This window comes from Pseudomonas sp. G3-39, assembly GCF_054790485.1.
In genome coordinates, this window is record NZ_CP186497.1 from 3,305,056 (window position 1) to 3,316,926 (window position 11,871).

8 protein-coding genes are annotated in these 11,871 nt (G+C 61.9%); 2 read left to right on the top strand and 6 right to left on the bottom strand.

Annotated elements, in window-relative coordinates; all coding sequences use genetic code 11:
• Nucleotides 1-181 precede the first annotated feature (181 nt).
• From ACOYXG_RS14570 to ACOYXG_RS14595, 6 genes are all read right to left on the bottom strand, one after another.
• Entirely contained in the window at nucleotides 182-2,824 is a 2,643-nt protein-coding gene (locus tag ACOYXG_RS14570; RefSeq protein WP_460352430.1) for a TonB-dependent receptor, read from the bottom strand.
• Between the two features lie 117 nt (nucleotides 2,825-2,941).
• Complete coding sequence (locus ACOYXG_RS14575; RefSeq protein WP_027613695.1) at nucleotides 2,942-3,445, bottom strand: RES family NAD+ phosphorylase; 504 nt, start codon at nucleotides 3,443-3,445, stop codon at nucleotides 2,942-2,944.
• Nucleotides 3,442-3,918 (bottom strand): MbcA/ParS/Xre antitoxin family protein, encoded by a 477-nt coding sequence (locus tag ACOYXG_RS14580; RefSeq protein ID WP_027613694.1) that lies wholly within the window; start codon nucleotides 3,916-3,918, stop codon nucleotides 3,442-3,444. Before ACOYXG_RS14580 ends, ACOYXG_RS14575 begins: the two co-directional genes overlap by 4 nt.
• A gap of 269 nt (nucleotides 3,919-4,187) precedes the next feature.
• Nucleotides 4,188-7,109, bottom strand: a complete 2,922-nt coding sequence (locus tag ACOYXG_RS14585; RefSeq protein ID WP_460352433.1) for a TonB-dependent receptor domain-containing protein — start codon at nucleotides 7,107-7,109, stop codon at nucleotides 4,188-4,190.
• A gap of 90 nt (nucleotides 7,110-7,199) precedes the next feature.
• Nucleotides 7,200-8,147 carry a FecR domain-containing protein gene (locus ACOYXG_RS14590; RefSeq protein ID WP_460352435.1) on the bottom strand — a complete coding sequence of 316 codons (948 nt, stop codon included), beginning with the start codon at nucleotides 8,145-8,147 and terminating at the stop codon, nucleotides 7,200-7,202.
• Complete coding sequence (locus ACOYXG_RS14595; protein WP_103366928.1) at nucleotides 8,144-8,653, bottom strand: sigma-70 family RNA polymerase sigma factor; 510 nt, start codon at nucleotides 8,651-8,653, stop codon at nucleotides 8,144-8,146. The genes ACOYXG_RS14590 and ACOYXG_RS14595 overlap by 4 nt, the downstream gene beginning before the upstream one ends.
• 295 nt (nucleotides 8,654-8,948) lie before the next feature.
• Between ACOYXG_RS14595 and ACOYXG_RS14600 the strand changes: the two genes are divergently transcribed.
• Together ACOYXG_RS14600 and ACOYXG_RS14605 are read left to right on the top strand one after the other, a co-directional pair.
• Entirely contained in the window at nucleotides 8,949-10,667 is a 1,719-nt protein-coding gene (locus ACOYXG_RS14600; protein WP_097087259.1) for a hydrogenase maturation protein, read from the top strand.
• A gap of 308 nt (nucleotides 10,668-10,975) precedes the next feature.
• Nucleotides 10,976-11,839, top strand: coding sequence for a LysR family transcriptional regulator (locus ACOYXG_RS14605; protein ID WP_045122483.1), 864 nt, complete (start codon nucleotides 10,976-10,978; stop codon nucleotides 11,837-11,839).
• Nucleotides 11,840-11,871: the final 32 nt, after the last annotated feature.

Here is an 11,871-nt window from a genome sequence, read left to right on the forward strand (position 1 = left end):
AGCAAGCCCGCTCCCACACGTTTTGCGGTGTTCACAAATCCCTGTGGGAGCTGGCTTGCCAGCGATGAGGCCCGAACAATCACCAAACCTTCTGCCTACCTGTGATGTGCAACAGGCCGGCGATTTTTATAGGGCAGGCTTAGATCAATAAGTGACTAAAACCCGCCGCCTCTGGGCAATCTCAGAACTTGTAATTGACCCGCGTGTACAACGTCCGCCCGAACGGGTCGCCGTATTTCGGGTCGTAGCCGCTCTGGAAGGTGTAGGTCTGGTTGCTGAACGGTGGCTCGCGGTCGAACAGGTTCTTCGCGCCGAGGGTCACGCTGAGGGTTTTACGCCAGGTGTAGGTGCCGGCCAGATCCCAGACGTTGTACGAGCCAACGTAATCGTGGGTCTCGCGGTCGGAGTCGTGGTAACCGCTGGTGTAGCGGTTGGTCAGGGCGATACCGTAGGGGCCGTAATTCCAGCTGCCGGTCAGGCTGTGGCGCCAGCGGGCCACGGCACCGGCCGAGGAAAAGTCGCCCCCACGGAAATCGCCGAGCTTGTCGATGTAGTCGCCCTTGAGCTGCTGCTGGTACTCGTAACGGCTGACATAAGTGCCCTGCAGGCCGATCCCGAAGTTGCCGTACGGGGTGCTCGGCAAGCGGTAGTCGAAACTGACGTCGACGCCATTGGTCTTGACCTTGCCGAGGTTGGCCAGCCCGGTGACGATGTGATCAATGGAGCCGTCCGGCTTGCGCACCAGGCGCTCGGGGTACAGCTCCGGGTTCTCGAACACCGCCGATTCCGGGAATTCGGCGATCTGGTTGGCGATGTTGATCCACCAGAAATCCAGCCCGGTGCTCAGGCGCTCGAATGGCTGATAGACGAAACCGAGGGTGACGTTGCGCGCGGTTTCCGGACTGAGGTCCGTATTGCCACCGGTGCGGCTGTAAAACTGCTGGGCGCAGTCGCGGTTGGCGATCCCGCCGTTACTCGGGTTGCCACCGGCACACAGTCGCGGGTCGTTGTAGTTGGCGACGGTGAACGTGGTGAAGTTCGGGTTGTACAGCTCATACAACGACGGTGCGCGAAAACCTTCACTGTAGGCGCCGCGCACCACCAGTCCCTTTAACGGCTGGAAGCGGAACGAGTACTTCGGGTTGGTGGTGCTGCCGAAGTCGCTGTACTTGTCGTGGCGCACGGCAGCGGACAATTCCAGGCTGTCGAGCACCGGCACGTTGACCTCGGCGTATTGCGCCGAGACGCTGCGATCCCCGGTGACGCTGGCATTGGGGTCGACACCCAGGCTCTGCACATCGGCGGCGAACTGGGCGAAGTCCTGATGGAAATCTTCCTTGCGGTATTCGCCACCCAGCGCCAGTGCCGAAGGGCCGGCGCCGAACCAGTCACCGATCTCGCGGCTGACACGCCCGTCAATCGCCTTCACGCGGCCGACCGCCGTGCCGTAATCGCCGTCTACGGAATTGGCGGCCAGCAGTGCCTGCCCGGCAGCAGTCTGCGCACCGAACGGGTTGATGATGCCATTGGCAATGCCGGCGCTGACGGCGCGGTCGTTGACATAGCCGGCCTCGATGCTATTGACCACTTTGTTCTGGTTGTACGACGCACCGACGTTGTAGTCCCAACCCACCACGCTGCCGTCAAAGCTCAACAGCAAACGCTGGCCGGTGTTGTCGTCTTCGTGCTGGCGCGCGCCAACGGCGGTTTCGCGCCAGTTCACATCCACCGGTTGCGTCGGGTCGAGGGCGAAACCGTTGGGGCCTGGAGTAATGCCGTTACCGGGATAGAACGTCGTGCCGGGATTGACCTGATTGCCCATCAGCGTACCGGGGCCGATCTGCGTGCGGTTTTCGTTACGTGCCCAGAAGTATTCGAGGCTGACGTTGTGATCATCCGCGAGCTTGCCGGTGGCTTTGGCGAAAGCCGAGGTCTTCTCGGTTTCCGGCACCAGATCGAGGTAGTTCCACAGGCTCTGGCGGCAGATGCCATTGCGCGCCAGCAACCCCGGTGCATTGCAAGCGGAACTGGCCAGTGGATTGGTGGCGTTGCTGCCCTGACTCCAGTTGGCCGGCGATGCGGTGCCGGAGGTGTAATCGAGGCCGCGTCCCGGCTGATAGTTGTAGGTGTAACCACGGTCTTCGGCAGCCAGTCGTTGCTGCTTGTCATGACTGACCACGCCGAACACGTTGAAACGGTCATCCTGCAAATCGCCGAAGCCCCAACTGCCGCTGAAGTTACGACTTTCCCCACCGCCGGCATGGGTCGGCGTGTCGTAGTTGGTGCTCAGTTGGCCTTCGGTGAGACTGGTCTTGGTGATGAAGTTAATCACCCCGCCGATCGCGTCGGTGCCGTATAACGCCGAAGCGCCGTCACGCAGGACTTCGACGCGATCAATGGCGGCGAACGGAATGGTGTTCAGGTCAACCCCGGAACCGTTGATCGCATTGGTCGCGTTGTTGCTCAGCCGCCGACCATTGAGCAGCACCAGCGTCTTGTTCGGGCCGATACCGCGCAAATCGGCATACGACGCCCCACCGCTGCTCGAACCCACCGAACGACCGGAGCCGACCGAGGACTGGTTGGCGGAAATCCGGCTGACCAGCTCTTCGGTGGTGCTCACCCCCTGCTCGCGCAATTCTTCAACTCGCAGAATGGTGACGGGTACTGCAGTTTCCGCATCGACCCGGCGAATCGCCGTGCCGGTGACTTCCACCCGTTGCAACTGGGTCGTGGGTTCGTCGCTAGCGACTGCCGGCAAGGTATTGATCGCCAGCAGCAAGGCCAGGCTCAAACGGGATCTAACGGGTGAAAAATGGATCATGAACAGCCATCCCTGCGTTTTGGTTTATGCAGGGATGTGCAATGGACAGCAGGGTTTTATAGAGCCCGATTTAGACCGTTGGGTGATGAGGTTATGCAAAAAAATGGCAGGTGTGGATCAAGCCAGCTCCATCTCCCTCAGCAACCGTGTATCCAGCCCGAATCGCTCCTGGGAAACCATCCTGAACTGCCCCTCCGCCAACTCGCAGCTCACCAGCAGATTCCACGAGTGCCGGGTTGCCGCCGAGGGAATCAGTACAAACGGATGCTCTGCCAATAACGCATCGGCGAACAGTTGTTGATTGGGGGAAGGCTTGGCGGGGCTCAACCAATAAGGATTCGGCACATCCTCCGGCTGGACGATTTTCACTTTTGCTTCGCTGACGACCTCAAAACACGTGAGCACATAAGGTTCACTGTCCAGCGCATCAAAGCTGTGATTGGCTGCCACCTCCAGAATGGCCGACGACGGATCGACTGATGCATAAACGACTCGCCGCCCGGGTATGTTCCATCGGCCACCATTGAGATTCGAACCCATCCCGCTGTCCCACGTCCCGCCATAAACCTCGGGGTCCAGCCGCCAGGCATACCAGTGCTCGTCCCAGGGCAAGGGATTCATGTGTAAACCCCGTATATCAGTTGCCCCAGATACTGCTCCACCATCTGAAACCCCAGTGAATGCCGAATAAACTCCACCGGTACGCGACCGTTCAGGTAGGTGCTGGGCTTGCGCAGCCACTCCTCGGCCCGTGACTGCCTCCCGAAGGCGCGAGTGGCCTTTTCCAGCACCAAGGCATATTGGTAGGCGACGACGCTCTGCTGCGGGTCAAGCCGTACCGTTTTACCTTCCTTCAGTAATCGGCGTACGGTGCTGACCGACTTGCCGGTGATGCGTTTGACCATGTCGCCTTGCAGATAAAGCTCAGAGGTTGAAAGCATGTTGACGACATCGTTCAGCTCAAAACCTTCGTCGGTCAGGTCAACGATCAGAAAGGCATCGTCACCTATGTTCCGGCCATTCACGAGCAAGTCGACAGGTCTGCCCTCGGCCCTCTTCACCCCCGTCAGCCGGGGTACCTTGACGCTGGGCATCGTGACCTCCTCCATGGGGCATCTGGCACGATCGGTGCGCCAGTGAAGGCGATGGGAATAAGCAGGCGTTTCGTATTCGAGGTGGGGAGTTCGCATAATCCATCCGTTATCAGAGGCCTGAGCGTCCAAGCCGTTTACGACTTCAATGTCATGTCCGATGCTATAGATCGCGCTTCCGACGACCAACCTGAGAATGTCGTCGGAAATATCCCCGTTTCTGCGAAATCCAGACCTGTTTCCGTAGGACATTACCCACGAATACCGCGCGCTCAACTGCCGAAGTGATAACTCACATCCAGCCACCACTGCCGCCCGTACGGGTCATAGTTACCGGTCGGGTAATACGGCCAGCCAGCCGAGTCATCGTGTTTGATCTGGTTGAGCACGTTGTTCACGGTCAGGCCGACGCTGGCGCGGTCGTTGAGCTTGTAGCGCGCGCTGGCGTTGAACACCGTCCATGGCGACAGACGCCCGTCACCCGCGCCGTTGGTCACGGAACCGTAGCGAATGCCCATCAGCGTCGCCGTGGCCTTCTGGTAATCCCAGGTCAGACTGGCGTTGACCTTGCTGCGCCAGTCGTAGTTGGTGCGTGAGGTGCGCCAGTCCTGAGTCGGAGCTTCGTCGGATTCCTTGTAGAAATGCGAAAGCACCAGGGTATAGCCCAGCGCCGAACTGAACGCGCCGTACTGCCCGGCGCCCCAGCGGATGTTGCTCTTGAAGTCCAGACCGCTGACCCGCTCGCTGGCGGCGTTAATCGCATTGACCCGCACTCGTTGCAACTGATTCGGATCGATGGCGGCATTCCCCGGATTGCGGTCGATGCGCGCCAGGGTCGACTGGCAGTTGGCCGAGTTGATGTCCTGGGTGCCGTTGCGGCATTCGTTCTCTTGCTGCAACAGGCGGTTTTCGTCGACGGTAGTCAGCAGGTCGTCGATCTCGACCCGCCAAAAATCCGTGGAGAAATCGAAGTTGCGCGACGGCGACCAGACAAAACCATAGGTCCAGGATTTGCCGCGCTCGGACTCAAGGTCTGGCGTGCCGCTCTGGGTGTAATCGACCCGACCGCGATCACACGCGCCCTGCACGCCCTGGCTGCAACCGTAGTAGTCGATCTGCGCCGGGTAGTAACCGTTGCTGTCGGACTGGTAGATGTAGTTCAGGTCCGGCGCGCGGAAACTGGTGCCGTAACTGCCGCGCAGCAAAAGACTGGTGATCGGGCGCCATTCGAGGCCGAGGTTATAGGTTTTCTGCTGCTCGCTGCGGCCGCTGAATTTGTATTGGTCCCAACGCCCGGCGGCGGTGGCCAGCACGGTGTCGGTGACCGGAATACTGAACTCGCCGCCCGCCGCGTAGCGCTTGCGCGAACCGCCGGAGCTTTGCGCCGGGCTCACGCCATAAAAGGTGCCGTTATTCAGAGCGTCATCCGGGTCGACGCGATATTCCTGCTTGCCCGCTTCCAGCACGCCGGCGAATCCGACCGGGCCGGCCGGCAGGTCAAACAAGTCGCCATTGATCGAGGCGTTGTAGCTGGTGGAAACCGACTTGCTGCGCTGGGTCAGGTTGCTGCGAAACTGCTCCCACTCTTGTGGCGTCAGCGGGCGATCGAGGCGCGAGGCGTCCGGGGCGAACACCGGATAACCGCCACTCACGCCCAATTGCGGGCCGAGGTAGAAATCCTGAATCGATGACAGCGGCGTGTAGCGCGTGGTTCTGACGCTGCGATATTCCGAACGGTTGGCCGCCAGATCGTAGCTCCAGCCGGTGTCGGCGATCTTGTCCGAGAGGCCGAGGGTGCCGGTCCATGAAGTGTCGGTCCACTTGCTGTTGTTGCTGGTGCGACCACCGATTTCCTCTTCACCGTAACGGCGATACCAGCGCTCGAGATTGCCGCTGTTCTGGTTGATGAAGTCCGGCGAGGTAAAAGTCGGGCCACGGGTGTTGTTCTGGATGTGATCGAGGCCATACATCAAGTCGGCAAACACCTGACCGCTGTCGCTGAAGTGCCAGGTGCCGCGGGTGTAGCCGTCGTAGTTTTCCTTTTGCGTCTGGATCGTCCAGTAATCGTTGTACATCTGATCGGTGCGGCAACGACCCGCGTTGTTCAGCAGCTTGTTATCGAAAGTGCCTTGATAGGCGCCGCAACCGGGGCCGAGGTAGCGGTTGTTGCTCAGGTCGCGACGGTAACCGACATCCGCCAGCGGGCCGCTCTGCATGAAGCCGCGATCGTCGGCCCAGATCGGATCGCGGTTGGTCATCTCCAGGCCGAACAAGCCGTCGAAGTCACCCCAACTGCCACCGCCGCTGATTTGCAGGCGCTGATTGTTGCCACCGCCGCGCTCGCTGGTGCCGCCCTTGAGATTGACGTCGATGCCATTGATCTGCTTCTTGAGGATGATGTTGACCACGCCGGCAATTGCGTCCGAACCGTAGATCGCCGAGGCGCCGCTGCTGAGAATTTCGATACGGTCGATGACTGCCGAGGGAATGTTCGCCAGGTTGGTGAAGTTGACCTTGCCATCGTATGGCGTCGGGTAATCGGCGACGCGCCGGCCGTTGATCAGCACCAGCGTGTGATTGGGGCCGAGGCCACGCAGGTTGATCGCGCTGGCTGCCGGCTGCCAGGTGTTGCCGTAGTCCTCGCCCTGGGTCATGCCGGTGTTTTGCGTCTGCGTTGCCAAGGCGTCGTAGACGTTCTTGTAGCCGCGCGCTTCCATCTCTTCATGGGTGATGACGTTGACCGGGGTCGCGCCATCACTCTGCGCACGGGCGATTCGCGAGCCGGTGACGGTGACTTTTTCCATGCGGTAATCGGCGCTGGTCGCCGGGGCCACGACACTGACTTTGGCCGCCACCGGTGTGCTCGCCGCGCCTTCACGCACGCTCAGGCCCTGGGCACTTTGCTCGACTTGCAGGCCGCTGCCGAGCAAGGCCTTCTCGACGGCCTGACGCCCGCCCAACGCTCCGCGCACGGCACTGCTGCGTTTGCCTTGCACCAGATTCTGGCTGAAGGAAATCGGTACGCCGGTCTGGCGTGAAATGTCGAGCAAGACCTCGTCGAGCGGGCCGCTGGCGATGTCGAAGGTGTAGACCTGAGCGGCAGAGTCCTGCGCATACACCGCGATCGGCGCCAGCCCCATCGCCAGTGCGGCGGCGAGGGTCAGGCGCGGTAATTGTTGTTTGAATGAAATCATCAAGGGCTTCCCTGTTGAAGGCGTCTGCAGGGAATGAGCAGCGGGCCGGCGCTTTTTATAGGGCGGCGATTAGGCCAAGAAGTTATGACGCTATAACCGCGCGCCGATGCTGACCCAATAGGGGTTGTGCCAGGTGACGCGGATCGGCAGCGAGCGCTCCAGCAGTTGCAGGGTGCGGTCGCTATCGTCCAGCGGATAGAGGCCGCTCAGGCGCAGATCGGCCACCTCGGGACTCAGGTGCAGAATGCCCCGGCGATAGCGGCGCAGGCTGTCGATCACTTCACTCAGCGGCCGGTCGCGCACTTCCAGACGACCTTGCACCCAGGCACTTTCCTGGCCGGTGCTGCGCTCCAGAGCCAGAATGTCCTGAGCGTTGAACAGCAGGCTCTCCCCCGCCTCCACCACTTGCCGCGCACCACCAGCGGTGACCACTTCGACCTGCGAATGCAGCATCACCAGCCGCGTAGAATCGTCGCCCTGTTGCACCAGAAATTTCGTCCCTAGCGCCCGCATCCGCCCATGTTCGGTCTCGACCACGAACGGCCGCGCGGGATCCTTGGCGACGTCCACCAGCAACTCACCCGAGCGCAACGCCAGCAAGCGTTGAGTCGCATCGAATCGCGCCACCACCCGCGTCCGCGCATTCAGGCTCAGCGCACTGCCATCCTCCAGGGTGAAATCGCGCCGCTGGCCGGTGCCGGTCGCCAACTCCCCCACTTCCGGCAGCCAGCCATAGCGGCGCCCGAGCAACCCGGCCAGCACCGCGATGCCGAGTACACTCAAGCTGCCACTGACAAAGCGCCGCCGGCTCGACGGCGCATTCAGGCTGTGCAGCAGACTGTTGCGTGGCAGCCCGCGCAAGTTCGGGTTGCGCAGCAGGTTAAGGCCGCCGCCCATTTGTTCGATGATCCGCTGATGGCGCGGATCAGCCGCGCGCCACGCTTCGAACGCCGCACGCTCGCCAGCGCTGGCCTCGCCGGACTGCAACAGCGCCATCCACTGCGCCGCCTCATCGATCACCGCCTCGTCCGGCCTCATGCCTGCATCGCCTGATAGCAGCGTTTGAAGGCTTCGACCATGTACTGCTGCACACGGCTAGTGGAAACCCCGAGCCGTTTGCCGATTTCGCTGTAGGTCAAACCGTCGAGCTGATGGTAGAGAAACGCGGCTTTGGCCTTGGCCGACAAGCCATTGAGCAAGCGATCGACCGCCAGTAACGCCTCGATCACCAGCGCTCGTTCTTCCGGCGATGGATGCACCGGTTCCGGCGCCAGCGCCAGGCTTTCCAGATAGGCGCGTTCCAGATCCTGGCGGCGCCAGCCTTCATAGACCAGCCGCCGGGCGATGGTGGTCAGCAGCGCCCGCGGCTCGCGAATGGCGCTCGGGTCCGGCAGGGCCAGCACCCGTAAAAAAGTTTCCGAGGCGATGTCCTGCGCGCTGTGCGGGCAACCCAGCGTGCGGCCAACGGCAGCGCACAGCCAGCGATAGTCCTTTTGGAACATGTGCCCAATCATCCGGTAATGCGGGTTTTGAACATCACCCATGCCTTGCTCCCTGAAACGGGTCCCACCCGCTGCGAAAAACCATCGTTCTGCCGGGATCGTCCGGCTCTTGATCAGGCGCGACTGTGCAATAGCGTTGCGGACATTTGAAGTAATTAAAAATCAGGATAAGCAAACCATTGAGAATAAGGCGCTCCGTCGCCGCAGAAATATTGACTGACACAACGTTGACCCTGATCAGTTGCCAGCGCGCAGCCACTCTCTAATCTGCGCGCTTCATCGAACGCCAAGGACGGCTCACCGGGAGCCCGCGGCTATCCCTTCAAGGAAGAAAACCATGCGATCACTGAAGATTATTCTGCTGTCATCGGCCTTCAACGGCCTCACTCAACGCGCCTGGCTGGAACTGCGTCAGGCCGGGCACTCGCCCAGCGTCGTGGTGTTCACCGACGAGGCGTCGGTGTGCGAACAGATCGAACACAGCGGCGCCGATCTGGTGATCTGCCCGTTCCTCAAGGACCGCGTACCGCAGGCGCTGTGGAGCAATGCGCGGCGCCCGGTGGTGATCATCCACCCGGGCATCGTCGGCGATCGTGGCGCCAGCGCGCTGGACTGGGCGATCACCAACGAACTCACACGCTGGGGCGTGACCGCGCTGCAAGCGGTGGAAGAAATGGACGCCGGCCCGGTCTGGGCCACCTGCGAATTCAATCTGCCGTCGGGCTTGCGCAAGTCCGAGCTGTACAACGGGCGGGTCAGCGATGCGGCGATTCGCTGCATTCGCGAAGTGGTCGAGAAGTTCATCGACGGCTTCGTTCCGGTCGCACTGGATTACACCGACCCAAAAGTCCGGGGTCGCTTGCAGCCAAACATGAAGCAGGACGACCGCACCTTCAGCTGGCACGACTGCTCGCGGTTCATCAAACGCTGCATCGACGCCGCTGACGGCCAGCCCGGGGTCTTGGCAAGCCTGGCGGGCGGGCAGTATTACGTGTACGACGCGCACCTCGATCAGCGCACTGGCATTCCCGGCAAAATCCTCGCGGTGCATGATGACGCGGTGCTGGTCGCCACCGGCGATCACAGCCTGTGGATCGGCTCGTTGCGACGCAAACCGCTGCCCGGCGAAGAGACCTTCAAGCAACCGGCGCGGCATGTGCTGGCCGGGCAACTGGACGGCGTGCCGACCCTCGACTGGTCGATCGCCAGCGAGCCGTTCAACGACGAGGCGTATCAGCCGATCCGCTACCGCGAATCCGGGCATGTCGGCGAGCTGACGTTCGAGTTCTACAACGGTGCGATGAGCACCGAACAGTGCCAGCGCATGGTTGAAGCGCTGCGCTGGGCCAAGTCTCGGGACACTCGCGTGCTGTTGATCAAGGGCGGGCGCGGCAGCTTCTCCAACGGCGTGCACCTGAACGTGATCCAGGCGGCGCAGGACCCCGGCGCTGAAGCGTGGGCGAATATTCAGGCGATCGACGATGTCTGCGCCGAACTGCTCAGCGCGCGGCAACTGGTGGTCAGCGGCGTGACCGGCAATGCCGGGGCCGGCGGCGTGATGCTCGCACTGGCTGCTGACATCGTGTTTGCCCGGGCCGACATCGTGCTCAATCCGCATTACAAAAGCATGGGCCTGTATGGCTCGGAATACTGGACCTACAGCCTGCCGCGCGCCGTCGGCCCGGCGATGGCCGAGCAACTGACCCAGGCCTGCCTGCCGGTCAGTGCCACGCAGGCGCTGCAACTGGGCATGGTCCAGGAAATCGGCCCGCGCTGCCCGGATGAGTTTTCCTTGTGGTTGCTGCAACGGGCCAACGCGGCACTGACCGATCCGACCTACGCCGCCGTGCGCGAGCGCAAGTTGCGGGTTGATCAGGTGCTGATCGAGCAATGTCGGGAAAGCGAACTGCAAGAGATGCAGGAAGACATGCTCTACAACCGCAACCAGTTTGCCGAGAAGTGCAGCCACTTCGTCTACAAGCGCAAGGCCTGCGGCACGCCGGCGCGATTGGTCGAGGAATGGGCGCGGGTGCGCAAGGTTGAGTTGGCGGGTTGAGCTTCACCGCCACTACGGCCTCATCGCTGGCAAGCCAGACTCCCACAGGTTACTGCGGCGCTCACAGAACTTGTGAGCGACATAAAACCTGTGGGAGCTGGCTTGCCAGCGATGGCGGTGGGTCAGGCAATGCTGGTTTGGCAGCCAGACACCATTCGCGAGCAGGCTCGCTCCCACAGGATTTCGGGTCGTTCGCGAAATCGATGGGCCAGCGCAGGACCCTGTGGGAGTGAGCCCGCTCGCGATGAACGATGACGCGGTGGCGAGCCGGCACTTACAATGCCCGCACCTCAGACACCGGCCCGCCCATGGACATCGACCTCGCCCGCACCTTTCTGGAAATCGTCCGCCACGGCAGCCTCGCGGCGGCGGCGCAGAAGTTGTTCGTCACGCAGACGGCGATCACCGCCCGGGTGCAGAAACTCGAAAGTCAGCTGGGCAGTACGCTGTTCGTGCGCAACCGCGCCGGAGCGAAACTGACCGCAAACGGTGAGGCCTTCGTGGTCTACGCCAATCAACTGGTGCAGACCTGGGAAGCCGCGCGGCGCGACCTGCCACTGCTGGACGGCTATCACAACGTGCTGCACATCGGCGGCGAAGTCAGCCTGTGCAACCCGTTGATGCTCAGCTGGGCCGCCGAACTGCGCGAGAAGATTCCCGGCCACGCCCTGCGCATGGAAATCCGCGACGGCGAAAACCTGCTGCGCCAACTCGAACTCGGCGTGCTCGATGCCGCGCTGGTCTATCAGCCGGAATACTGGCCCGGCCTGCAAGTCGAGCAGGTGCTGGAAGAAAAACTGATTCTGGTGCGTGCGCCGAACCGCCCGGATCCCTATGTCTACATCGACTGGGGGCCGGATTTTCGTCGCCAGCACGACGCCGCACTGCCGGACAAGGCCAAAGCCGCGCTGAGTTTCAACCTCGGCCCGTTGGCCCTGCAATACATCCTCGAACATGGCGGCAGTGGCTACTTCCGTACCCGTGTGGTGCGCAGCTATCTGGAAACCGGCGCCCTGGAAGCGGTCACCAAAGCCCCGGAATTCGGCTATCCAACCTATCTGGTGTATGCACGCGAGCGCGACTCGGCGACGCTGCAACAGGCGTTCGATCTGCTGCGCCAGGTAATCGCCACCGATGACGACTGGTCGCAACGCTGGAACCCGTTGAGCTGAGTCGGCCGCTTTACACCGGAGCATGGCGCAAG

What these genes read in the sequence shown, in the direction of transcription:
- ACOYXG_RS14595 (WP_103366928.1), bottom strand. Translation starts at nt 8,653, where the DNA reads ATGGGTGATGTTCAAAACCCGCATTACCGGATGATTGGGCACATGTTC.
- ACOYXG_RS14590 (WP_460352435.1), bottom strand. Translation starts at nt 8,147, where the DNA reads ATGAGGCCGGACGAGGCGGTGATCGATGAGGCGGCGCAGTGGATGGCG.
- ACOYXG_RS14570 (WP_460352430.1), bottom strand. Translation starts at nt 2,824, where the DNA reads ATGATCCATTTTTCACCCGTTAGATCCCGTTTGAGCCTGGCCTTGCTG.
- ACOYXG_RS14575 (WP_027613695.1), bottom strand. Translation starts at nt 3,445, where the DNA reads ATGAATCCCTTGCCCTGGGACGAGCACTGGTATGCCTGGCGGCTGGAC.
- ACOYXG_RS14580 (WP_027613694.1), bottom strand. Translation starts at nt 3,918, where the DNA reads ATGCCCAGCGTCAAGGTACCCCGGCTGACGGGGGTGAAGAGGGCCGAG.
- ACOYXG_RS14600 (WP_097087259.1), top strand. Translation starts at nt 8,949, where the DNA reads ATGCGATCACTGAAGATTATTCTGCTGTCATCGGCCTTCAACGGCCTC.
- ACOYXG_RS14605 (WP_045122483.1), top strand. Translation starts at nt 10,976, where the DNA reads ATGGACATCGACCTCGCCCGCACCTTTCTGGAAATCGTCCGCCACGGC.
- ACOYXG_RS14585 (WP_460352433.1), bottom strand. Translation starts at nt 7,109, where the DNA reads ATGATTTCATTCAAACAACAATTACCGCGCCTGACCCTCGCCGCCGCA.